The organism is Janthinobacterium sp. ROICE36, from assembly GCF_002869965.1.
GTDB lineage: Bacteria > Pseudomonadota > Gammaproteobacteria > Burkholderiales > Burkholderiaceae_D > Janthinobacterium.
Window position 1 is genome coordinate 1 of the sequence record NZ_PEBS01000083.1, and the last position, 23260, is coordinate 23260.

16 protein-coding genes are annotated in these 23260 nt (G+C 62.2%); 8 read left to right on the forward strand and 8 right to left on the reverse strand.

The window, feature by feature from the left end:
• Positions 1-433: 433 nt before the first annotated feature.
• On the forward strand, positions 434-1192 hold the full coding sequence (locus tag CSZ94_RS23595) for a hypothetical protein (protein WP_146009885.1): 759 nt from the start codon (positions 434-436) through the stop codon (positions 1190-1192).
• Here CSZ94_RS23595 and CSZ94_RS23600 read toward each other — a convergent pair whose 3' ends face one another.
• The 7 genes from CSZ94_RS23600 to cyoA form a co-directional block, all read right to left on the reverse strand.
• Positions 1193-1729, reverse strand: a complete 537-nt coding sequence (locus CSZ94_RS23600) for a response regulator transcription factor (protein ID WP_099763725.1) — start codon at positions 1727-1729, stop codon at positions 1193-1195.
• Positions 1719-3068 (reverse strand): ATP-binding protein, encoded by a 1350-nt coding sequence (locus CSZ94_RS23605; RefSeq protein WP_096235508.1) that lies wholly within the window; start codon positions 3066-3068, stop codon positions 1719-1721. Before CSZ94_RS23605 ends, CSZ94_RS23600 begins: the two co-directional genes overlap by 11 nt.
• Positions 3052-3885 (reverse strand): SURF1 family protein, encoded by an 834-nt coding sequence (locus CSZ94_RS23610; protein WP_102123760.1) that lies wholly within the window; start codon positions 3883-3885, stop codon positions 3052-3054. Before CSZ94_RS23610 ends, CSZ94_RS23605 begins: the two co-directional genes overlap by 17 nt.
• Positions 3882-4268, reverse strand: a complete 387-nt coding sequence (gene cyoD, locus CSZ94_RS23615) for a cytochrome o ubiquinol oxidase subunit IV (RefSeq protein WP_071077270.1) — start codon at positions 4266-4268, stop codon at positions 3882-3884. The genes CSZ94_RS23610 and cyoD overlap by 4 nt, the downstream gene beginning before the upstream one ends.
• Positions 4265-4903, reverse strand: a complete 639-nt coding sequence (gene cyoC / locus CSZ94_RS23620) for a cytochrome o ubiquinol oxidase subunit III (protein WP_071077269.1) — start codon at positions 4901-4903, stop codon at positions 4265-4267. The genes cyoD and cyoC overlap by 4 nt, the downstream gene beginning before the upstream one ends.
• Positions 4896-6899 carry a cytochrome o ubiquinol oxidase subunit I gene (gene cyoB / locus CSZ94_RS23625; RefSeq protein WP_102123761.1) on the reverse strand — a complete coding sequence of 668 codons (2004 nt, stop codon included), beginning with the start codon at positions 6897-6899 and terminating at the stop codon, positions 4896-4898. The genes cyoC and cyoB overlap by 8 nt, the downstream gene beginning before the upstream one ends.
• A gap of 92 nt (positions 6900-6991) precedes the next feature.
• Complete coding sequence (gene cyoA, locus CSZ94_RS23630; protein WP_102123762.1) at positions 6992-7975, reverse strand: ubiquinol oxidase subunit II; 984 nt, start codon at positions 7973-7975, stop codon at positions 6992-6994.
• A 217-nt stretch (positions 7976-8192) separates the two neighbouring features.
• On the opposite strand from cyoA, the gene CSZ94_RS23635 reads away from it, so the two are divergent.
• From CSZ94_RS23635 to CSZ94_RS23655, 5 genes are all read left to right on the forward strand, one after another.
• Positions 8193-9539, forward strand: coding sequence for an MFS transporter (locus CSZ94_RS23635; RefSeq protein ID WP_102123769.1), 1347 nt, complete (start codon positions 8193-8195; stop codon positions 9537-9539).
• 235 nt (positions 9540-9774) lie between these two features.
• A complete protein-coding gene (locus tag CSZ94_RS23640) occupies positions 9775-13251 on the forward strand; it encodes a response regulator (RefSeq protein WP_102123770.1) in 3477 nt (1158 codons plus the stop codon).
• Positions 13251-14132 (forward strand): CheR family methyltransferase, encoded by an 882-nt coding sequence (locus CSZ94_RS23645; RefSeq protein ID WP_102123763.1) that lies wholly within the window; start codon positions 13251-13253, stop codon positions 14130-14132. The genes CSZ94_RS23640 and CSZ94_RS23645 overlap by 1 nt, the downstream gene beginning before the upstream one ends.
• On the forward strand, positions 14122-15312 hold the full coding sequence (locus tag CSZ94_RS23650) for a hybrid sensor histidine kinase/response regulator (protein ID WP_258001166.1): 1191 nt from the start codon (positions 14122-14124) through the stop codon (positions 15310-15312). Before CSZ94_RS23645 ends, CSZ94_RS23650 begins: the two co-directional genes overlap by 11 nt.
• Before the next feature lie 7 nt (positions 15313-15319).
• Positions 15320-18217, forward strand: a complete 2898-nt coding sequence (locus CSZ94_RS23655) for a hybrid sensor histidine kinase/response regulator (protein WP_180977598.1) — start codon at positions 15320-15322, stop codon at positions 18215-18217.
• 5 nt (positions 18218-18222) lie between these two features.
• On the opposite strand, the gene CSZ94_RS23660 is transcribed toward CSZ94_RS23655, so the two are convergent.
• Positions 18223-21423 (reverse strand): PAS domain-containing protein, encoded by a 3201-nt coding sequence (locus CSZ94_RS23660; protein ID WP_258001167.1) that lies wholly within the window; start codon positions 21421-21423, stop codon positions 18223-18225.
• 138 nt (positions 21424-21561) lie between these two features.
• Here CSZ94_RS23660 and CSZ94_RS23665 point away from each other — a divergent pair, with 138 nt between their 5' ends.
• Together CSZ94_RS23665 and CSZ94_RS23670 are read left to right on the forward strand one after the other, a co-directional pair.
• On the forward strand, positions 21562-22467 hold the full coding sequence (locus tag CSZ94_RS23665) for an alpha/beta hydrolase (RefSeq protein WP_102123767.1): 906 nt from the start codon (positions 21562-21564) through the stop codon (positions 22465-22467).
• Entirely contained in the window at positions 22464-22973 is a 510-nt protein-coding gene (locus CSZ94_RS23670) for a hypothetical protein (protein ID WP_102123768.1), read from the forward strand. Before CSZ94_RS23665 ends, CSZ94_RS23670 begins: the two co-directional genes overlap by 4 nt.
• Positions 22974-23260 lie beyond the last annotated feature (287 nt).

The window sequence follows — 23260 nt, forward strand, 5'->3', positions numbered from 1 at the left end:
CGGCTGTGAAGGGCTTGGGTCATGGCGCTGGCGGTGAGGTGACAGGAATCAACAGTGTACTCAACAGGCGCCTGGCTTTGAAGTAGGGCAAGCTGCGAATAGGAATATGATCACCCAATTCTAAACAGTTAGGAACAGTCATTGAAAAGCTGTTCTATTGGCCGGGCTGGGCAATGCTGCGGCTACTCACGCTGGGCCACTACCCTCCAGCGAGAGGTCTTCCTCACAATCGCTTTGCCGTCGCGCTATTTGCGGCAGTAGTCATTGCTTCCGGCTTGCTGATGGCATTGACGTAAAGACCGATGCGCAAAGTGTAGAAAAACAGCGCTTTCAAGCATTCCATTCATCCCAATTGACATTCCGTCTTAAAGACCTGCTCCCACCTCTGTTTTTTTCTACACTCACGTTTTCATTCATGAATAGAAGGATGGGTATGCGTGCACTCAAAAAAGCTGGTCTTCTGCTGTGTTTGTGCGGCGCTGCGGTACAGGCCCATGCTGATACTGATACTGATCAAGCCACGCAGCCAGCCGCCCAGGATGCGGCGGCGTCGGTCAGCGTAAAGGGCATCCGGGACCCGGACTGGAAGCCCTACAGCGCCATGCTCAAGGGCGTCAAACGGTTTGAGGAAAAACACGCGCTGGCGCCAGGCGCTGAATTGCGCTTCGTCCTGGAACCGCGCCGCGCCGATGTCGACATGCACGCCATCGCGCTCCGGCTGGAAAGCGACGAGGCAGGCATGGCGATACCGCTGGGGGAGCACAATATCTTCAGCTTGCCCGTCGGGCTGGGTGCTCTGTTTGAAAAAGCCGAGCTGACGGTCAACCGCAAGGCGGGATCGGTCAGGTGCATGCCCTACGTCCGCAGTGCGGCGACCAGCGACACCATCCGCCGTCTGGGCGACCTGCGGCTGGCCTGCGAAGTCCATTGGGCAATCGACAAGGAAACCTTGCATTTCGCCATGCGCACGGCGATGAGCGCGATGGGAGGGCCGTGCAATTTCGTGTCGCAAAAGGGTACCTACAGCTTTTCCGCACCGCGGCGCATCGCCAATGCAACAATCAGCTTCAACGGCAAAAGCGCGCCCGTGCCCTTCAGCGGCGCGTCGTTCACGCCGCCGTTACGGGAGCAGGACTGGAGCGACGACAGCGTGCTCGAACTCACGTTCGACAATGAGCCGGCTGCTAATTGATTATTTCACCCGCTGCTTTTCCAGCTTCCTCGCCAGGGTGCGCCGGTGCATGCCCAGCCGTCTCGCCGTTTCCGAGATATTAAAATCCGTCTCGGCCAGCATTTCGTGGATGCGTTCCCATTCCAGGGTCTTGATGTTGGTGGCGCGGTTGCTCAGTTCGATGTCGGCGCTGCCGGCCACGTGGCCGAAGGCCGCTTCAATATCGTCGGTGTTGGACGGTTTCGCCAGGTACTGGCAAGCGCCCAGCTTGATGGCTTCGACGGCCGTGCCGATGCTGGCGTAGCCGGTCAGTACGACGATCAGCATGTCCGGGTCGTGCTGGTGCAGCATCTGCACGCAGGCCAGGCCGGAGGTATTGCCATTGAGTTTCAGATCGACGACGGCGTAGTCGGGGCAATGCTGTTCCAGCAAGGCGCTCGCTTCATCGAAATTGGTGGCCAGGATGACCTGGTAGCCGCGCCGCTCGAACGAGCGGCCCAGCGTGCGGGCAAACGCGGCGTCGTCTTCGATGATCAGTAACAGACGGTCATCCTGCATGGTGGTCGCTTTCTCTTTCCAGTTTGATGGCCGCCAGCGGCAGGGCCAGGTGCACCACCGCCCCACCCTGCACCCGGTTGCGCGCCGTCACCGTACCACCTAAAGTACGCGCGACATTCACCACCAGGAACAGACCCAGGCCGCCACCAGGTTTGCCCTTGCTGCTTTGATACGGTTTGCCCAGGTGCGTCAGCATCGACGGCTCGAAGCCGGGCCCGGCATCGGTAATGACCAGGTGCAAGGCGTCCGCTTCGCGCGTGGCTTCGAAGCGCAGCCAGTCGGGCGACGCTTCCAGCGCATTGTCGAGCACATTGCAAATGGTTTGTTTCAGGGTCGAATCGAAGACGACGGGCACGTCGTGCTCGATGCGGTTATCGTACTCGAAACTCTGGATCGGGCGGCTGCTGCGCCACTCATCGACCAGGTCGTTGAGGAAGGTGTTAATCGTCGTCTTCACGGACGATTCGCCGCGCGCCTCGCCCGCCGACAACAAAATGCCGCTGACGATGCTCTTGCAGCGCCGCAACTGCGCCTGCATTTCCGTGATTTCTTCCAGCAATTCGCTATTCTTGCTCAATTCCGGCATGCGGCGCCAGTCGCCGAGGATGACGGACAGCGTCGCCAGCGGCGTGCCTAGCTCGTGCGCGGCGCCCGAGGCCAGCAAGCCCATGCGGATGATGTGCTCTTCTTCTGCCGCGCGCTGGCGCAAGTCCGCCACCTTGGCGTCGCCAGCGCGCTGGTTGCGGTTGATGCGCGTGATGAATACCACCAGCAAGGCGGCGTTCAGGATAAAACAGATCAGCAAGCCTTGCACGTACAGGCTGGCAAAGCCCCGCTCGGGGTCGATCGGCAAGGTCAAAGGGCCGGGCAGCAAGGCCAGGCCCGCCAGGCACAGGCTGGTGATGGCCACCATGATCCAGGTCGACCACACTTCCAGCAGCACGGCGCTGAGGATGACTTGCAATAAGTACAGGAAGGCAAACGGGTTGCTGATGCCGCCGCTCAGGTAGAGCTGGGCCGTCAACACGGTGACGTCGACCAGCAGAGCTAGGAACAGGGCCGTGTTGGAGACGGGCTGGCGTTCGTGCCAGCGCAGCAGGCTGGCCAGGTTGAAAGCGATGAGGCAGGACAGCACTTCGAGCATGTAGGGCACGGGCAAGGCGATGCCCAGTCCCACGCCCACGCCGAAGATGGTGCTGACTTGGCCGATCACGGCCAGCCAGCGCAGCTGGATCAGCAGCTTCATGTTCTGGTGGCCGGCCGGATGTTCCATCTCGGCCGCCACCGCACCGCGCTCTAGTACTTCGCGGTTGGGCAGGATCTCAATCCTGCCCGGCATGGTCGCTTTCCTGGCGCTGGGCGCCACAGGCGCGGCGGCGCTTGTCTTCGCGCACGATCCACCTGCTGATGCCAGCCACCATCAGGGCCAGTGCAAACCAGGTCAGCGCGTACACCAGATGGTTGTTGGGGAACGAGATCACGGTCAGGCCGCCGACGGGCGCATCAACGGCCGTTTCCGATTTGGCCTGCGCATCGACAAAGTATGGCGCCACGTTGGTCAGCATGTGCGAGCCGGCGATGGCGGCCACGTCGCGCGAATACCAGTGCTGGGTGGCAGGACTATTTTCGCGCAAGAAACCGCCGCCCGTCTCGCTGATGCGCAGCAAGCCGTCGACGTTGACGATGCCGGCCGGCGTGCTGGCGGCGATGCCTGCGCGTTTCGGCACGAAGCCGCGGTTGACCAGCACGCTGCTGCCATCGGCCAGGCGCAACGGCGTCACCAGCCAGTAACCGCTGCCCAGTGCCGTCGTTGCCTGCACCAGGGTATTGAAAATGGGGAGATACGTACCGGAGAGTCGCACATGGCGGTATTCATCCGTTTGTGGCGTAATGCTGGCCCAGGCTGCGGGTCCAGGTGCGTCCGTTGCGGGCACATGTACGCGTTGTTCGACGCGCTCGATCAGGTCAAGCTTCCAGAACAGGCGCTTGACTTGCCAGGTGCCCAGGGCACAGAAACCGGCAAACAAGATCCCCGCCAGCAAGGCCAATGCAATGATTGAATAATGCACAGCCATGCCGCGTGGGCCTGGCGCAGCATCTCGCGATGCGGCGCCAGGGGCGCGCCCGGTGTTACTTGGGCGCGTACTACTCATCATGGAGCCGTTTTCGTATGCATGTACTCAGGCATCAGATCCGGCATCATGTTGTGGTTCATGTGGTACATGACCCACAGGGAACCGGCCATGGCAATGCCCACGATCATGATCGTGAAGATCAGTGCCATCATGTTCCAGCCGCCTTCGGACTTGGTGTTCATGTGCAGGAAGTACACCATGTGCACCACTACTTGAACCGCCGCGAACGCCAGTAGGACCAGGCCCATGGTGCCCGAATTGGTGATGACTTTCGCCATCACCAGCCAGAAAGGAATGGCCGTCAGGATCACCGACAGAATGAAGCCGATCGTGTAGCTTTTCAGGCTGCCATGATCGTGCTGGTCATGGTGGTGGCTATCGCCGTGTGTGTGGTGGTCGCTCATGGCAGCACTCCCATCAGGTAGACAAAGGTGAAGACGCCGATCCAGATGACGTCCAGGAAGTGCCAGAACAGCGACAAACACATCATGCGACGGCCGTTTTCCGGGGTCAGGCCATGTTTGTTCAACTGGAACATCAAGGTCACGAGCCAGATCACGCCGAACGTCACGTGCAAGCCGTGGGTACCGACCAGGGCGAAGAACGACGACAGGAACGCGCTGCGCTGCGGACCGGCGCCTTCGTGGATCAGATGAATGAATTCATACATTTCCAGCGACAGGAAGGCCAGGCCGAACAGGCCCGTGATGCCCAGCCAGACCAGGGTGCTGCGCAATTGCTTGCGCTGCATGGCCAGCATGGCGAAGCCGTAGGTAATCGACGACAGCAGCAGCATGGCCGTGTTGACGGCCACCAGCGGCAGATCGAACAGCGCGGCGCCCGTCGGGCCGTCCGCATAGTTGCGGCCGACCACGGCGTACGTGGCGAACAGACAGGCGAAGATCAGGCAATCGCTCATCAGGTAGAGCCAGAAACCCAGCAAGCTGCCGTTTTCCGGGTGGTGCTCGCGCACAAAGTAGCTGCGCGTGCTTGGTGCGGCGCCAGCGGCGCCGGTGTTATGGGCGATGGTATCAGACATGGCTGCTCAGCAATTTAGTATAAGCGTCTTCGGTACGGACCACTTCTTCCGCAGGAATGTAGTAATCGCGCTTGTAGTTGAAGGTATGGACGATGATGGTAATCATCATGATCGCGAAGCCGATGCTGGCGACGAGCCACATTTGCCAGATCAGGCCAAAACCGACCAGTGCGGACAGTGCGGCGATCACGAAACCAGCCCAGGTGTTCTTCGGCATGTGGATCTTCGTGAAACCGGACGTCGGACGCTGGTAACCGTGTTTCTTCATGTCAGTCCATGCATCGAGTTCGTGCACTTGTGGCGTGAAGGCAAAATTATAGTCTGGCGGAGGCGACGACGTCGACCATTCCAGCGTACGGCCACCCCATGGGTCACCGGTGACGTCGCGCAGGGCGTGACGGTTGCGGTAGCTGACGACGAACTGGATCAGCATGGAAGCGATACCGAGCGCGATCGAGACGGCGCCAAACCAGGCGATGATGGTCCAGATTTGCAGCGATGGATCTTCAAAGTGGTTGACACGGCGGGTCACGCCCATCAGGCCCAGCACGTACAGCGGCATGAAGGCCAGGTAGAAGCCGACGAACCAGAACCAGAACGAGCACTTGCCCCAGAACGCGTCGAGCTTGTAGCCGAAGGCTTTCGGGTACCAGTAGTTGATTGCAGCAAACACACCGAAGACCACGCCGCCGATAATCACGTTATGGAAGTGGGCAATCAGGAACAGGCTGTTGTGCAATACGAAGTCAGCTGGTGGTACGGCCAGCAGCACGCCGGTCATGCCGCCGATGGTGAAGGTGACCATGAAGCCGATCGTCCACAGCATGGGCAGTTCAAAGCGGATACGCCCGCGGTACATGGTAAACAGCCAGTTGAAGATCTTCGCGCCCGTCGGGATCGAGATGATCATCGTCGTGATGCCGAAGAAGGAGTTGACGCTGGCGCCCGAACCCATGGTGAAGAAGTGATGCAGCCAGACCAGGTAGGACAGAATCATGATGACGCAGGTGGCGTACACCATCGAAGCGTAGCCGAACAAACGCTTGCTGCTGAACGTGGCGACGACTTCCGAGAACACGCCGAACAGTGGCAGGATCAGAATGTAGACCTCTGGGTGGCCCCAGATCCAGATCAGGTTGACGTACATCATGGCGTTGCCGCCCAGTTCCGTCGTGAAGAAGTTAAAGCCTGCAACGCGGTCCAGCGACAGCATGGCCAATACAGCTGTCAGTACCGGGAAGGCGGCGACGATCAGGATGTTGGTGCACAGTGCGGTCCAGGTGAAGACGGGCATTTTCATCCAGGTCATGCCAGGCGCGCGCATCTTGACGATGGTGGCGATCAGGTTGACACCGGACAATAGCGTCCCGACCCCGGCAATCTGCAAGGACCAGATGTAATAGTCTACCCCCACGTCCGGACTGCCGACGATACCCGACAGCGGTGGATAGGCCAGCCAGCCCGTGCGGGCGAATTCGCCGACGAACAGCGAAGCCATGACCAGGGCGGCGCCCATGGTGGTCATCCAGAAGCTGAAGTTGTTGAGGAAAGGGAAAGCCACGTCGCGCGCGCCGATTTGCAGCGGCACCACGTAGTTCATCAGACCCGTCACGAAAGGCATCGCGACGAAGAAGATCATGATCACACCGTGGGCGGTGAAGATCTGGTCGTAGTGATGCGGCGGCAGGAAGCCGGCATTATCGCCAAAGGCGATCGCCTGCTGGGTACGCATCATGAGCGCATCGGCAAAGCCGCGCAGCAGCATGACCAGGCCCAGGATCATGTACATGATACCGATTTTTTTATGGTCGATACTGGTGATCCAGTCGCGCCACAGGGGACCCCAGAGGCGGAAATACGTCAGTGCCGCAACGAGTGCGATACCGCCCAGGGCGACCATCGCAAAGGTCGCCAGCAGGATAGGCTCGTGAAGTGGAATTGCACTCCAATTCAGACGGCCGAAGATAAGCTTCGTCAGATCAATATGGTCTAGCATTGTTACTCTCAGAGAAAAAAGGGAGGCGCCAGGCAAGCGGCGCCAGTATCTGCAGCAATACGTACATATGCGCTGCGGGATTCATGCAGTCGTTACTTGGCTTGAATGCCCTTTTCAAGGGTTGCATCGCTAGCGACTACCGGCGTGACAAACGCTACCGGGCTATTTGCCATCGACAATTTGTATGGCTCGACCGGCGTCACGCACAGAGCGTCGGAAACGATGGTGCGGTTCAGAATTGCCTTGTACAGATCGTTAGGTACGGCGCTGTAGCGGCGCACGGGATCGCGCTCGCTAGGCTGGGCCAGCGACAGGTAGTCGTCGCGGTTCAGCGCGCCGCCACCGGCACGTGCCGATGCCACCCATTTGTCAAAGTCCGCATCATTCACGCCGTGGAACTTGAAGCGCATGCCCGAGAAACCGGCACCGCTGTAGTTGGCGGAGAAGCCCTTGTAGACGCCAGGCTTGTTGATGACGGCATTCAACTGCGTTTCCATGCCCGGCATGGCGTAGATCTGACCTGCCAGTGCGGGGATGAAGAAGGAGTTCATGACGGACGACGCGGTGATCTTGAAGCGGATCGGACGGTCGACGGGCGCGTACAGTTCATTCACGGAAGCGATGCCTTGCTCTGGATAAATGAACAGCCATTTCCAGTCCAGCGCCACGACTTCGACGATCATCGGCTTGTGGCTGGCAGGAATCGGGCGGTTGGCGTCGATACGGCTCAGCGGACGATAAGGATCGAGGGTGTGGGTGCTGATCCAGGTCAGCAGGCCCAGCACGATGATGATCAGCAGGGGCGCGCCCCAGATAATCAGCTCGAGGCGAGTCGAGTGGTCCCAGTCCGGCTCGTATTTGGCCGCGGTGTTGTTTTTTCTATAGCGCCATGCAAACAGCAGGGTCAGGGCGATTACCGGAACGATAATCAACAGCATCAGCAATGTCGAGATGACAATCAGATTGCCTTGCTGAACTGCGATGTCACCAGACGCATTCAGTACCACCGTATTGCAACCAGCCAACAATGCGAGAGGTAAAAGAAGCAGTCCGCGACGAACTTTTAATGAAAACATACAGGAAAGTCCAGTACAGGGGATGAAGATATGGTACTGTATTCTCACTGGAGCGCGTTGGCAATTGGACGTTTTGTCCACCCCCCTGCTCGGATTTTCAATAGGTAGGTGCGGAGTTTTCCTACAGCTATCTATTGAATAGTCCTACTCCGGGCGTGAGACACCCGGGGTATGTTACGCGTTGGCCGAACTCGAAACTATATTGGAGACGATCATCATGTCCAGCACGCGCACACACAGCGGGGATGTACCCGCCGATTTTTCCCCTCACTCCCTGCGCGACGCAAGCGGGGCCGGCACGGTCGAATCGCATATCGACCCCGGTGAGATCGCCGTCGGCGTAATCATCGGCCGCGCTTCGGAATACTTTGACTTCTTTGTCTACGCCATCGCCTCGGTGCTGGTGTTTCCGCGCGTCTTCTTTCCGTTTGAAGAACGCCTGGAAGGCACATTGTATGCCTTCCTGATTTTCTCGTTCGCCTTCATTGCCCGTCCGTTCGGCACCGTGATCTTCATGGAGATCCAGCGCCGCATGGGGCGCAGCGCCAAGCTGACGATCGCCCTCTTCCTCTTGGGCGTGTCGACGGCCGGCATCGCTTTCCTGCCGACCTACTCGCACCTGGGCTTTGCCGCCATCATCTGGCTGTCCGTGCTGCGCATCGGCCAGGGCGTGGCGCTGGGCGGCTCGTGGGATGGCCTGCCATCGCTGCTGGCCCTGAATGCGCCGGCAAACAAGCGCGGATGGTACGCCATGCTGGGCCAGCTGGGCGCACCCGTCGGCTTCCTGATCGCCGCCGGCCTGTTCTGGTTCATGCTGACCACCCTGACGGATGAAGATTTCCTCGACTGGGGCTGGCGCTATCCTTTCTACGTGGCCTTCGCCATCAACGTGGTCGCCCTGTTTGCCCGTTTGCGCCTGGTGTCGACGAATGAATATGCGCGCCTGCTCGACGAACGCGAACTGCAGCCCGTGAGCGTGTTTGAAATGAGCCGCGGTCAGGGTCGCAACGTGCTGATCGGCGCCCTTGCCGCGCTGGCCAGCTACGCGCTGTTCCACCTGGTCACCGTGTTCCCGCTGTCGTGGATTTCCGTCTACCAGACGCGTTCGGCGTCGGACTTCCTGCAAGTGCAGATGGTGGGCGCCGTGCTGGCCGCCATCGGCGTGGTGATCTCCGGCCTGCTGGCAGACAAAGTCGGCCGCCGCACCACGCTGGCCGTGCTGGCCGTGCTGATCGCCATTTTCAGCGCCTTCGTGCCGAGTCTGATGGGCGGCGGCAATACGGGCCAGGACGTCTTCATCCTCGTGGGCTTCAGCCTGCTGGGCCTGTCCTACGGCCAGGCAGCCGGTGCCGTGACGGCCAACTTCCCTGCCCGCTTCCGCTACACGGGCGCAGCCTTGACGTCCGACCTGGCCTGGCTGGTGGGCGCCGGCTTCGCCCCGCTGGTGGCGCTGGGCCTGTCGGCCAACTTCGGCCTCGCCTATGTCAGCTTCTACCTGCTGTCAGGCGCCGTCGCCTCGCTGGCCGCCCTGAGCCTGAACCGGGTGCTGGAAATACGCGACTGACATATAAGATACGCCGCAGCACGCAACGCAGTGAAAAACGCCGGCACCGTCCGGCGTTTTTTTATGCCTCGCCGCCATTTCACGCCACCGTATTTGTGCGCTGCCCCGCATTGCATGACCTTGCAGGTCGGCAATTGTTCGCAAGGCTGTTATGCTAGCGCACGCTTTACTTGAGCACCATAAAACTTGCATTTCAATTAAAATTGTTTTTTCGCGACATCCCACCACGGACATGATGAATACCAAGACCCCGATCGATTCCTTCAGCTTTCGCCGCATCCTCGCCCGCAACGTCACCTTGCCGCTGGTCATCGGGGTCGTCACCGCCCTCGTGTTTGTCGGCCTGATCGCCTACCTGCTCTCGGCCCTGCGCTCGGTCGAGCATTCCGAACGGGTGATCGGCAATGCGAATGAAGTCATGAAGTTGTCGGTCGACCTGGAAACGGGCATGCGCGGCTACTTGCTGACGGGCGACGAAACGTTTTTGGCGCCGTATAAATCGGGCAAGGCCAAGATCGCCGTGGAAATGAGCACCCTGATGGAACTGATCTCCGACAGCGCCATCCAGGTCGACCGCCTGCGCCGCATCCGCGCGCTGCAAAACCAGTGGATGGAGTATGCCGAAGGCGTCATCGCGCAGCGCCGCAACAACCAGGAATTCCTCGCGCGCGTGCGCCAGGGCGAAGGCAAGCTGGAATTTGACGAAATCCGCCGCGAATTCCTCACCTTCCTGTCCATGGAGCAGCGCTTGCGCCAGGAACGCGCCGACACGGCCGAGGGCCGCACCATTCTGGCCGTGGTGGTGTTCCTCATCCTCAGCCTGGGCCTGTCCGGCTTGCTCGCCTATCTGGGACGGCGCGAACTGCTGCGCCTGTCCGATATCTACAACGATGCGCTCGAGCAGCGCGGCAAGGATAACGAGGTGCTACAGGAGCAAGCCTGGCTGCGCACAGGCCAGACGGAGCTGGCGGCCCACACCAGCGGCCAGCTGGGCCTGCCGCAACTGGGACGCCACGTGCTGGACTTCCTCGCCCACCGGCTGGAAGTGGCCGTGGCCACCCTGTACGTCGTCGACGACGATGGCAGCCTGCGCCGCACGGCAGTGTATGGCTTCAATGAACAGGGCGTGAAAGAGAAGCAAGTATTCAAGCTGGGCGAAGGCCTGGTGGGCGAGACGGCGCGCGAGAAGCGGCTGAAACACATCCAGCAGGTGCCGGACGACTACCTGACCGTGACGTCGAGCCTGGGCCGCGGCGCGCCGCTGGAACTGGTTTTGATGCCTGTCAACAATGAAGGCGTCGTCAACGGCGTCATCGAACTGGGCTTTACGCATCCCGTCAGCGCCCGCGCCAAGGAATGGCTGAACCTGGTTGCGGCCAACGTCGGCACTTCGCTGGAAGCGGCCCTGTACCGCCAGCGCCTGCAAAATGTGCTGGAAGAAACCCAGCAACTGAATGAAGAGCTGGAAGTCCAGCAGGAAGAATTGCGCACGGCCAATGAAGAGCTGGGCGAGCAGTCGCGCGTGCTGGAACAGTCGCAAGCCCACCTGGAAGAGCAAAAGGCGGCGCTGGAGCAGTCGAACGAGCAACTGGCCGTGCAAGCCCTGTCGCTGGACCAGAAAAATATGGCGATCGGCCAGGCGCACGCCCAGCTGGAAGCGCGCGCCGAAGAGCTGCAGCGGGCCAGCCGCTACAAGTCCGAATTCCTGGCGAATATGTCGCACGAACTGCGCACGCCACTGAACAGCTCGCTGATCCTGTCCAAGCTGCTGTCGGACAACACCAGCGGCAACCTGACGCCGGAGCAAGTGACGTTTGCGCAAACCATTTATTCGGCTGGCAACGATTTATTGACCCTCATCAACGATATCCTCGACATTTCCAAGGTCGAGGCGGGCAAGCTGGAATTGACGCCGGAAGCCGTACCTTTCGACGAACTGCTCAGCAGCATGAAGATGCTGTTTGGCGCCCAATCCCAGCAAAAGAAGCTGGTGTTTGACGTCAAGGTGGCACCGGACACGCCGCCGTCCTTCGTCAGCGACCGCCAACGCCTCGAGCAAATCCTGAAAAACCTGCTGTCGAACGCCATCAAGTTTACCGATACGGGCACGGTGTCCCTGCACGTGAGCACCGATGCGGCCGGCCAGGTGCGCTTCCAGGTGCAGGATAGCGGCATCGGCATTGCCAACGACCAGCAGCAGAAGGTCTTCGACGCCTTCCACCAGGCCGATGGCACCACCAGCCGCCGCTATGGCGGCACAGGCCTGGGCCTGTCGATTTCGCGCGACCTGGCAGCCTTGTTGGGCGGCAGCATCGACCTGGCCAGCACGCCCGGCCAGGGCAGCACGTTTACCTTGGTGCTGCCGGCGGTCATGTCGGCACGCCCGGTGGAAGCGGCGCCGGCGCCGGCGCCGGCCGCAGCGCCACGGCCGGCCGCCGCCGCGCCCAAGGCGGCGCCCGCCGTCAAGCCCGTGCCGCAGCCTACCTTCCAGGATGACAGGAATAGCGTGCCGGCAGGCAAGACCGGCCAGCGATCCGTGCTGGTGATCGAAGATGAACCCGCGTTTGCCGGCATCCTGTTCGAGCTCGCGCATGAAATGCAATACCGTTGCCTGGTGGCGCACGGCGCCGACGAAGGCTTGCGACTGGCGGAAGAATTCCTGCCTGATGCCATCCTGCTCGACATGGGCTTGCCGGACCGCCCGGGCTTGCTGGTCTTGCAGCAGCTCAAGGAAAACTCGCTGACGCGCCACATTCCCGTGCACATCGTGTCCGGCAATGACCAGATGCAGGAAGCCATGCAACTGGGCGCCATCGGCTACGCCACCAAGCCACGCACGCGCGAGCAGCTGAAGGAAGTGTTCCGCAAGCTCGAATCGAAATTCACGCAAAAGATGAAGCGCATCCTGCTGGTCGAAGACGACGCCCGCCAGCGCGAAAGCGTGGTGCACCTGATCAGCGACGACGACGTGGAAATCACGGCCGTGGCGCTGGGCGAGCAGGCACTGGAATTGCTCAAGACGCAGATTTTCGACTGCATGATCATCGACTTGAAACTGCCCGACATCCAGGGCAACGAATTGCTCGAACGCATGGAACATGAAGAACTGTGCTCGTTCCCGCCCGTCATCGTCTACACGGGCCGCAACCTGAGCCGCGAGGAAGAGGCGGACCTGATGAAGTATTCGCGCTCCATCATCATCAAGGGCGCCCGCTCGCCCGAGCGCCTGCTCGACGAAGTGACCTTGTTCCTGCACAAGGTGGAATCGGAACTGTCGAGCGAGCGCCAGGGCATGCTGCAGCAGGTGCGCAGCCGCGAACGCGTGTTCGAAGGGCGCAAGATTCTGCTGGTGGACGACGACGTGCGCAATATCTTTGCCCTGACGAATGCGCTGGAACAGAAAGGCGTGGTGGTGGAAATCGGCCGCAACGGCTTCGAAGCCATCAGCAAGCTCAACAGCGTAGACGATATCGACCTGGTGTTGATGGATGTCATGATGCCGGGCATGGATGGCCTGGAAGCGACGCGGCTGATCCGCGCCGATGGCCGCTACAACAAGTTGCCCATCATTACGATTACCGCCAAGGCCATGAAGAATGACCAGGAAGAATGCCTGCAGGCGGGCGCGTCGGACTACCTGGCCAAGCCGATCGACCTGGACCGTTTGTATTCGCTGCTGCGCGTGTGGATGCCAAAGATGGAACGCATCTGATGTCCCTGCGCACCACGGACGCGCAACTGCTCGCGCTGATGGAAGCGCTGTATCAGCGCTACAGCTATGATTTTCGCGACTACTCCCTGCCCTCGCAGCGGCGGCGGCTGAATCACGCGCTGGAGCGCTTTCACTGTGCCGACTTGCCAACCTTGCAGCAGCTGGTGCTGGACGACGCGGCCGCCTTTGGCAGGCTGCTGCAGATTTTGACCGTGCCTGTCACGCAAATGTTCCGCGATCCGGCGTTTTTCCGCGCCTTGCGCGAACACGTGGTGCCCGTGCTGAAAACCTACCCGTCGCCGACGATCTGGGTCGCCGGCTGCTGCACGGGTGAAGAAGCGCTGTCGCTGGCCATCGTGCTGCACGAGGAAGGCTTGCTCGATCGCAGCACGATTTACGCCACCGACATCAATCCGCAGGCGCTGGCCACGGCCGCGCGCGGCGTGTATCCGCTGCACCGGCTGGAGGAGTATGGCGGCAACTACCTGGCCGCAGGCGGCCTGGGCCAGCTGGCCGAGTACTACACGGTCGAGCATGCCACCGCGCATTTTCAGCAGCGCCTGCTCGACAGGATCAACTTTGCCGACCACAGCCTGTCCACGGACAGCGTTTTCATTGAGACGCAATTGATTTTGTGCCGTAACGTGCTGATTTACTTCAATAAAAACTTGCAGGAGCGGGCCCTGGGCCTGTTCCACGACTCGCTGTGCCACCGGGGCTTCCTGGGACTGGGCAGCAAGGAAAGCACGCATTTCACACGCTTTGCCACCGACTTCGAGCCATTGCCGGGTCCCGAAAAGCTCTACCGCAAGCGTGCGCCGTCGCACGCCGCTTCCCACTACGCTGGACGAAACATGCCCGGAATGAAACATGATGAATGAAACAAGCACCAAATTGCTGATCGTCGACGACTTGCCAGAGAACTTGCGCGCGCTCAATGCGCTGATCCGCGAGAGCGACCGCAGCGTCTATCAGGCGTCGTCGGGCGAAGAAGCGCTGGCACTGCTGCTGGAACACGATTTTGCGCTGGCCATCCTCGACGTGCAAATGCCGGAAATGGATGGCTTTGAGCTGGCGCAGTTGATGCGCGGCACGGAAAAGACGCGCCACATCCCCATCGTCTTCGTTACGGCGGCCGGCAAGGAAATGAATTTTTCCTTCCAGGGCTATGAAAGCGGCGCCGTCGATTTCCTGCACAAGCCGCTTGACATCAATGCCGTGCAAAGCAAGGTCAACGTCTTCGTTGCCCTGCACCAGCAGCGTAGCGAGACGCGACGCCAGGTGCTGGCGCTCGAGCACAGCCGCCAGCAGCAGGAAGCGTTACTGAAAGAATTGCGCGCCACGCAGGCTGAGCTGCAGCGCTCGCTGCGCCTGCGCGACGAATTCATGTCCATGGTGGCGCACGAACTGCGCACGCCCCTGAACACGCTGTTCCTGGAAACGCAGATGCGTACCGTCAACCTCGAGCGGGGCAACCTGGCCGCCTTCGAGCCGGATAAGCTGAACAAGATGGTGGCGCGCGACGGGCGGCAAATCCGCAGCATGGTGCGCCTGATCGACGACATGCTCGACGTCTCGCGCATCACCAGCGGCAAACTGTCGATCCGCCGCGAAGCCGTCGACTTGAGCAGCCTGGTGCGCCGCGTGGCCGACGACCTGGGCCCGTATGCGGCCGCCACAGGCAGCGTGCTGGAAGTGCTGGCCCTCCAACCCATCGAGGGCTTCTGGGATGCCTTCCGCGTCGAGCAAATCGTTGTCAACCTGATCAGCAATGCCGTGCGCTACGGCCAGGGCAAGCCTGTGAAAATCAGCCTGACGCACACGCAAAACAGCGCCGTCATCGAAGTGCGCGACCATGGCATCGGCATCAATGCGCGCGACCAGGAACGCATCTTCGATGCCTTCGAGCGCGTCATGCACCAGGACCGCACGGGCGGCCTGGGCCTGGGCCTGTTCATCACCAAGCAGCTGGTCGATGCGCACGGCGGCGCCATCACCCTGCAAAGCCAGCCCGGCAATGGTGCCCTGTTCAGCGTCACCCTGCCGCTGGCAGGCAGCTGAGGCCGGCATGAGCAACATCCCTGCCCCCAGCAGCCAGGCCGGTACCAGCGGCGTGGCCTTTCTGCTGCAACTGGAACGCCGGCTCCGGCTGCTGCACGACACGGGCGAGATTCTCTCGCTGTCGGCGCAGCTGCTGGGACAGCGCCTGAGCGCCCAGCAAGTAGCCTGTTTCGATATCGACCAGACCCTGCAATGCCCCACCCTGCAGCATGCGTGGAGCGACGGCCTGGCGCCCGGCGCCGTCGGCGAGTATTTTCTCGGCGATTATGCGGCCCGCCTGGCCGATGCGCTGGCCGCCGGCCAGGCGCTGGCCGTCAGCGATGTGGCCAGCGACCCGCGCACGGCCACGCCGGGCGCGCTGGCCACGTTTACGCGCCTGGGCATCCATGCCTTCCTGAACATTCCCATCGCCAAGGAGGGCCGGCTGGCGGCCCTGTTCGTCGTGCACAGCAGCGCCGCGCGCCTGTGGCACGCGGACGAGATCGAACTGGCCGTGCAAGTGTCGGAACGGGTCTGGTCGACCATCCTGCGCGCCCAGACGGAATCACGCTTGCGCGCCCTCAGTGCCAGCATGGAAACGCAGGTGGCCGAGCGCACGCGCGAATTCGGCCGCACCTGGAACGTCAGCCCCGATTTGCTGGGCGTGCTCAACCTCGACGGCTATTTTGAGCACTCGAACCCAGCCTGGCAAGCCACCTTGGGCTGGTCGGTGGAAGAAATCCGCACGACGCGCTTCCTGGAACTGGTCCATCCGGACGACTTGCCGCGCACCCATGCGGCGTGGGAGGCGGCCAACCAGGGCCAGCCGGCCTTGCGCTTCGAAAACCGCTACCGCCACAAGCTGGGTGGCTGGCACTGGCTGTCCTGGGTCGCCGTGCCCGAAGGCGACAAGGTGTATTGCAGCGCGCGCGACATCACCGTGGAAAAGAAGCTGGAAGCGGACCTGGCCGCGCGCAACAGCGAGCGCGAGCGGCTGTGGCGCAGCGCGCAAGACCTGATGGTGGCCATCGATGCCGAAGGCTGTATTGCCGCCGTCAACCCGGCCTCGGCCGCCATCCTGGGCTGGCTGCCCGAGGAAATGCTGGGCCGCAGCCTGTTCGACTTCGTGCTGCCCGAGGATGCCGCCGCCACGCGCCAGGCGCTGGCACACGTGAAGCACGAGGCCAGGCCCGGCTTTGAAAACCGCTACCGGCACCGCGATGGCGGCCACCGCTGGCTATCGTGGTCGGCGGCGCCCGAGGGCGACCTGATTTTTGCCACCGGGCGCCATGTCACGCTGGAAAAGGAAGCGGAAAGCACCTTGCGCAGCATGCAGGAATCGCTGCGCCACAGCGAGATGGCCCTGTTGCAATCGCAAAAGCTGGAAGCGCTGGGCAAGCTGACGGGCGGCGTGGCCCATGATTTCAATAATGTCCTGCAAATTATCTCCGGCAATCTGCAGCTGCTGCAACTGACCCTGGACGACGACCCGTTGGCCGCCAAACGCATCGCCAGCGCCTCGGCCGCTGTGGAACGGGGCGCCAAGTTGTCGGCCCAGCTGCTGGCCTTTGCGCGGCGTCAACCATTGAAACCGCTGGTGACGGACCTGGCGCACCTGCTGCGCTCAACGGAAGAGCTGCTGCGGCGCGCCACGGGCGAAAGCATCGAGACGCGTTTGCTGCTGGCCGACGACTGCTGGCGCGCCCTGGTCGACCCGCACCAGCTGGAAAACGTCATCCTCAACTTGGCCATCAACGCGCGCGACGCCATGGATGGCCAGGGCCAGCTGACCATAGAACTGAGCAACAGCGTGCTGGGCAGCGACTATGCGGCGCACCATGCGGACGTGACGCCCGGCGACTACGTGCAACTGGCCATCTCCGATACGGGCACGGGCATTCCCGCCGAACTGCTGGACAAGATTTTCGAACCATTCTTCACGACGAAGAAGGAAGGCGAAGGCACAGGCCTGGGCCTCTCCATGGCGTACGGCTTCCTGCGCCAGAGCGGCGGCCACCTGATGGTGGACAGCCTGCCCGGCCATGGCAGCACCTTCCGCATCTACCTGCCGCGCTCGCTCGAAGCGGAAACGGAATTGCCGCTGCAGCTGGGCGGCCCGGTGCTGGGCGGCAAGGAAACCATCCTCGTCGTGGAAGACGACGTGCAAGTGCAGACGACGGTGGTGGACATGCTGCGCGGCCTTGGCTACGTCGTGCTGCGCGCCAGCGAAGGCGAGAGCGCGCTGGCCATCATCGGCAGCGGCGTCCCCATCGATTTACTGTTTACGGATGTGGTGATGCCGGGCAAGGTGGCCAGCACGGCACTGGCGCGCCAGGCACGCCTGCTATTGCCGCAGCTGGCCGTGCTGTTTACCTCGGGCTACACGCAGGACGCCATCATGCAGGGCGGCCGGCTGGAACCGGGCGTGGAACTGTTGAGCAAGCCCTACCGGCGCGAAGATCTGGCGCGACGCATCCGCCATCTGCTGGCCAACGGCCGCCACGTGACGGCGCTGCACCAGTACCGCGCACAGCTGGCGCCGCAGCCCTTCGCGCCGGCGCTGCCGGAGGTACGATCGGGCTTACGTCATATCCTGCTGGTGGAAGACAATGCGGACGCGCGCGCCATGACGGGCGAACTGCTGGCCATGCTGGGACACACGGTGCAGGCCGTGGGCACGGCCGAGGAAGCCTTGCCCCTGCTGGGCACGCCGGGACTGGAACTGTTGCTGACCGATATCAGCCTGCCGCACATGTCGGGCGCCGAGCTGGCCGAGCTGGTGACGCGCGATTATCCGCAGCTGGAAGTGGTGTTTTCCACCGGCCATGCACCCGCCAATTCTGGCGTGCTGGACCCGGCCGCGCGCTTCCTCGTCAAGCCATTTACCATCGAGCAATTGCAACTAGCCTTGCTGCCGCCAGCCTGAATTAGCTAGTAAACGTCGAGCCGGCGCGCCTTCAGTGCGTTGGCCAGCTCTTCCAGGCCAAACGGTTTGCGCAGGAAGCGCGCGCTGGCGTCCTGCATCAGGCTGGCGCCCCAGTCGTGCCCGGAAGCAAACACCACATCCAGCTGCGGCCAATGCGCGCGCGCATGGCGCGCCAGTTCCAGGCCGGACATGCTGGGCAGGCTGATGTCCGTCACCAGCACGTCCAGGCCAGGCATGGCCAGCAGGGGCAAGGCGGCCTCGGCGCTGGCCACGCCATGCACCGTATGCCCCAGCATATTTAGCATTTCCGTCGTCATTTCGCGCGCATCGTCATTGTCTTCCACCAGCAGGATGCGCCGCCCTGACGGGTCCGGTGCGCCCACCAGGCGGCGGTCGGCCAGCAGGTGGCGGATGCGCCGCGCCAGGTCTTCGCGCTGGTAGGGTTTGCTCAACAGCTCCACGCCCGGGTCCAGCCGCCCGCCCTGCATGATGGCGTTATGCGTGTAACCCGAAGTAAACAACACGGCCAGCTCCGGCAGCCGCCGCCGGGCTTGCTGCGCCAGCTCCTTGCTGCTGACGGGACCCGGCATGACCACGTCCGTAAACAGCAGGTCGATGGCCACGCCCGTACTCAGCAGGGCCAGCGCCGAGGCGCCGTCATCGGCATGCAACACGTCGTAACCGAGGCCGCGCAGCATGTCGACCACCGTATGTTGCACGGGCACATCGTCTTCCACCACGAGGATGGTCTCGCCGCCGCCCAGCACGGGGCCCATCAGGTCCGGCGGTGGTTCGGCCAGCTTTTCCAGCGAACGGGGCAAATAGATCTTGAAGGTCGTGCCGGCGCCCGGCGCGCTGTGCACCTTGATGTGGCCCGCGCTCTGGCGGATGAAGCCGTAAGCCATGGACAGGCCCAGGCCCGTGCCCTCGCCTTCGCGCTTGGTGGTGAAGAAGGGCTCGAAGATCTGGTCGATCACGTCGCGCTCCATGCCATGGCCCGTATCGGTGATGGTCAGCAGCACATACTGCCCCTCCAGCACATCGGCATGCAGGCTGGCGTAGGCGGCATCGAGCGTGACATTGCTCAAGGTGAAAGTCAGGCGCCCGCCCCCGTCCATTGCGTCGCGCGCGTTGATGGCCATGTTCAACAGCACGTTTTCCATCTGGTTCGGGTCGACCAGGGTATGCCACAAGCCGTCGCTGATAAAGCTTTCCTCGGAAATAGCTTCGCCCAGGGCGCGGCGGATCAGCTCATGCATGCGGCGCAGCAAGCGGCCCAGGTCCGTCACCAGCGGCTTCAACGGTTGACGCCGCGCAAAGGCCAGCAATTGCGACGACAGCTTGGCGCCCCGCTCGACGGCCGAAGCGGCCGAAGCGAGGCGCCTGGCCGCCTGCGGATTGTCGGCCACCGTCAGTTTCAGCAATTGCAAATTACCGGAATTGATTTGCAGCACATTATTGAAATCGTGGGCCACGCCGCCCGTCAGCTTGCCGATCGATTCCAGCTTTTGCGCCTGCAGCAAAGCTTGCTCGCTGCGCAGCAGCGCCAGCCGCGCCTCCTTTTCATCGGTGACGTCGCGGCCGATAGCGTGGATCAGCTTTTGCGCGGGCACAGCCGTCCAGGAAATCCAGCGGTAGCCGCCATCGCGGCGCCGGTAGCGGTTTTCCATGCGCAAGGTGGGCGCGCCATGGGCCAGGCGCGACAAGTCCTTCAGGGCAGCCATGCGGTCGTCGGGATGCACGAGGCTGATGAAATCCATGCCCAGCGACGCGATTTCCGGCCGGTCCAGAATCTTGCTCCAGGCGGGATTGACGGCGATGATCATGCCGGCCAGGTCAGCCACCAGCATGATATCGGTCGACAGCCGCCACATGCGGTCGCGGTCGGCCGTGCGGTTGGCCATTTCCACTTCCAGCGAGGAATTCAGGTAGGCCATCTTTTCCAGCACGTTCTTTTGTTCCTGCACGTCCGTATTCGTGCCCACCCAGCGCAGCACCTTGCCCGCCTCGTCGAACAGGGGCAAGGCGCGCGCCAGGAACCAGCGGTAGGCGCCGTCGCTGGCGCGGCGCATGCGGAACTCGTATTCGTAGGCGCTGGCCGTGGCGACGGCCCGTTTCCAGCTTTTCTGCGTGGCATGCAGGTCGTCCGGATGCACGCAGTGGCGAAAGCCGTTCGACACCAGGGACTTCATCGATTGCCCCGTGTATTCGCAGACCTGATCGTTGACCCAGTAGGTGGCGCCGCTGCCATGCGCCAGCCAGGCCTGGTTGGGCATGCTCGAAGCGAGCGAACGGAACTGCGCTTCGCTGTCGAGCAAGGCGTTGCGCGCCTGCCAGTGTTCGTCGATATCCTCGCACGAGCCATACCATTTCACGGGCTGGCCCCGCTCGTCGAGCCGGCAGCAGGCGCGTGTATGCATCCAGCGGTACTGGCCGTTCTGCCGGCGCACCCGCATTTCCGCATCGAAAGGCTGGCCGCTGCCTACGGATTCGCTCCAGGCCGCCAGGGAATGGGCCACGTCATCGGGGTGGAGGGCGTCCAGCCAGGCGGTGCCCAGGCCGCTGCAACCCGTCCATTCACGCCAGCGCGGCGCTACATAGTCGAGCTTGCCGTCGATGTCGGCCGTCCACAGCACTTGCGTGTTGAGTTCTATGGCGTAATGAAAGTGCGCGCGGCTGTCGTGCAGCGCTTGTTCCAGCTGGCCCCGCTCAATGACATGCGCGGCCACGCGCGCGGCCAGCGCCAGCAGTTCGATTTCGGGTTGCGTGGGATGGCATGGCGCCGGGAAAAACAGGCCCAGCACCCCCAGGATATGCCCCTTGGCACCGAAGACGGGCGCGACCCAGCAGGCCCGGTAGCCATGCAACATGGCTTCCTTGCGTCCCGCGCTCCAGTGTACGTCGCGCGTGATGTCGCCGCAATACACGGGCGCGCCGGAAAAGGCGGCCGTGGCGAACGGCGAAGGCTGCTCGCCACCGTGCCGCAAGGCCAGGCACAGGTCGTGTGGCAGGCTGGGCGCGGACAAGCCGCAAAAACGGTCGGCCTCATCGATCAGCACCAGGCAGGCATGCGCGCCGCCCTCGGCCAGGTCTTGCAGCGCCAGCAACAAATGCTCTAATGCATGGGCCAGGTCGGCGCCTGCCGCGATACTGCCCAGCGCACTATGCTCGGCGTCCAGCAATGAAAGAATGTTGTTTGCGTGCACCGTGTCGATATGGGGAAAACTGATGCCCGAAATATACCATGGGGCACCCCTCTCCTAGGGGGAAACAGCGCACCGCTTGATCTCAGTGGCAACGCGGCCCTATGCTAAAGTGTGCTCTCTTCTCAAGCGAACCCAACGATGCCTACCTCCCTGCCATCCTCCCTGATCGCCACCGCCCTGCTCGCCTCCGTCCACGGCGCCGTCGCCGCCCCCATGAGCCTGGATGATTACCTGGCCCTGAATGGCCCCGCGCCCACGGCACAGCTCGCGTATGGCTCCGCGCCATCGCAATACACGCAGTTGTTCCGGCCCGAAGGTAGCGGCCCGTTCCCCGTCGTCGTGCTCGTGCATGGCGGCTGCTGGACGGTGGCCTTCGGCGGCATCAAGCAAATGCGCAACGTGGCCGGTGCCCTCGTGGCGCAAGGCATCGCCGTGTGGAATGTCGAGTACCGGCGCGTTGACGAGCCGGGCGGCGGCTATCCCGGCACCTACGAAGACATGCACGCGGCGCTCGACAGCCTGCAGCAGCACGCGCCCCAATACCAGCTCGACACCAGCCGCATCGTCGCCATGGGCCATTCAGCCGGTGGCCAGCTGGTGCAATGGATCGCAGGAAGGGAAAAACTGCCGAAGACCAGCCCCCTGTACCGCGACACCTTCCTGCCGGCAAAAAACATTATCAGCCTGGGCGGCCTGGCCGACCTGCGCCATGAGCAAGACTTGATCAAGAGCAGCTGCGAGCGCGACATCGCGCAACTGGCAGGCAGCGCCAGCACTGAGCGTCCCGACATCTACAGTGACACCAACGCGGCCGACCTGATGCCCAACGGCAGCCGCACCGTACTGGCCACGGGCGAGCTCGACACCATCTCCCCGCCCAGAGTCGCGCATGACTATGCGGCCAGGGCGCTCAAGGCCGGTGAGCATGCGGAAGTGCTGATTTTGCCCGGCGCCAGCCATTACGACGAGATTGCGGCGACGTCGAATGCTTGGCGAATGATCTTGCCGGTAATCAAACAGATGCTGGCCATGGACGCAAAATGAAGCGCGCCATCGCCATCACCTTGCTTGCCGCGTGCTCGGCCATGACGTTTGCCGCCGATACCCCGTCGCTCGAAAGCGGCTTGCGGCATGCCATGCAGCTCAAAAAGGGCACGACCGAGCGTACGGGCACGTCCGGCCAAGCCATCCGCGCCTACCAGCACGCCGGCCTGGTCAGCAAGACGCCCCGCCAGCGCGCCGACTACACCGATTACTACCTGCTGGCCAAGCCAGTGCCCTTCATGGGCCACGAACTGGTGCTGATCGAAGAAGAATACTGCAGCAAATACATAGGCTGCTGCGCCAGCCCCGGCGTCGGGATCACGCTGAAAGTCCATGGCAGAATCAAGAATCTGCAACAGTTCGCCCGCGCCAACCGCTGCACCCTGACCGATCATGTCGATTTTGCACATAACCTGCGCGAAGTGGCGATCAAGAACAAGGTTCCCAAGGCGCACTATGCGTCCCTGAGCTGTCGCGAGCGCGATGCCGAGCGCGATCGGTCATGACTTTTGTCGCCGGGTAATTCGCTTGCGCATGGCAGCTGTCGGCCAGAAGCAGACGGTCAGAAGATGGGCTGTATGTTGCCGCGCCTCGGATACATCAATTTAGGCGCGGCCTGATCTGACGATCAGGAGGGTGTAAATAATTTTGTGTAAACGGTCATTTGGCAGGACACTGCCGCCACCAAGGAGAAACAATGACCGTTGTAAAGCGTAACAAGCGGGCCAAGCCCGACCCGGAACTGCTCAAACTGGCCGACAGCTTGCTGGCCAACTACCAGAAGCCCGAGGAT

What these genes read in the sequence shown, in the direction of transcription:
- CSZ94_RS23595 (WP_146009885.1), top strand. Translation starts at nt 434, where the DNA reads ATGCGTGCACTCAAAAAAGCTGGTCTTCTGCTGTGTTTGTGCGGCGCT.
- CSZ94_RS23655 (WP_180977598.1), top strand. Translation starts at nt 15,320, where the DNA reads ATGAGCAACATCCCTGCCCCCAGCAGCCAGGCCGGTACCAGCGGCGTG.
- CSZ94_RS23605 (WP_096235508.1), bottom strand. Translation starts at nt 3,068, where the DNA reads ATGCCGGGCAGGATTGAGATCCTGCCCAACCGCGAAGTACTAGAGCGC.
- cyoC (WP_071077269.1), bottom strand. Translation starts at nt 4,903, where the DNA reads ATGTCTGATACCATCGCCCATAACACCGGCGCCGCTGGCGCCGCACCA.
- CSZ94_RS23645 (WP_102123763.1), top strand. Translation starts at nt 13,251, where the DNA reads ATGTCCCTGCGCACCACGGACGCGCAACTGCTCGCGCTGATGGAAGCG.
- cyoD (WP_071077270.1), bottom strand. Translation starts at nt 4,268, where the DNA reads ATGAGCGACCACCACACACACGGCGATAGCCACCACCATGACCAGCAC.
- CSZ94_RS23640 (WP_102123770.1), top strand. Translation starts at nt 9,775, where the DNA reads ATGAATACCAAGACCCCGATCGATTCCTTCAGCTTTCGCCGCATCCTC.
- CSZ94_RS23650 (WP_258001166.1), top strand. Translation starts at nt 14,122, where the DNA reads ATGATGAATGAAACAAGCACCAAATTGCTGATCGTCGACGACTTGCCA.
- CSZ94_RS23635 (WP_102123769.1), top strand. Translation starts at nt 8,193, where the DNA reads ATGTCCAGCACGCGCACACACAGCGGGGATGTACCCGCCGATTTTTCC.
- CSZ94_RS23665 (WP_102123767.1), top strand. Translation starts at nt 21,562, where the DNA reads ATGCCTACCTCCCTGCCATCCTCCCTGATCGCCACCGCCCTGCTCGCC.
- CSZ94_RS23610 (WP_102123760.1), bottom strand. Translation starts at nt 3,885, where the DNA reads ATGATGAGTAGTACGCGCCCAAGTAACACCGGGCGCGCCCCTGGCGCC.
- CSZ94_RS23670 (WP_102123768.1), top strand. Translation starts at nt 22,464, where the DNA reads ATGAAGCGCGCCATCGCCATCACCTTGCTTGCCGCGTGCTCGGCCATG.
- cyoA (WP_102123762.1), bottom strand. Translation starts at nt 7,975, where the DNA reads ATGTTTTCATTAAAAGTTCGTCGCGGACTGCTTCTTTTACCTCTCGCA.
- cyoB (WP_102123761.1), bottom strand. Translation starts at nt 6,899, where the DNA reads ATGCTAGACCATATTGATCTGACGAAGCTTATCTTCGGCCGTCTGAAT.
- CSZ94_RS23600 (WP_099763725.1), bottom strand. Translation starts at nt 1,729, where the DNA reads ATGCAGGATGACCGTCTGTTACTGATCATCGAAGACGACGCCGCGTTT.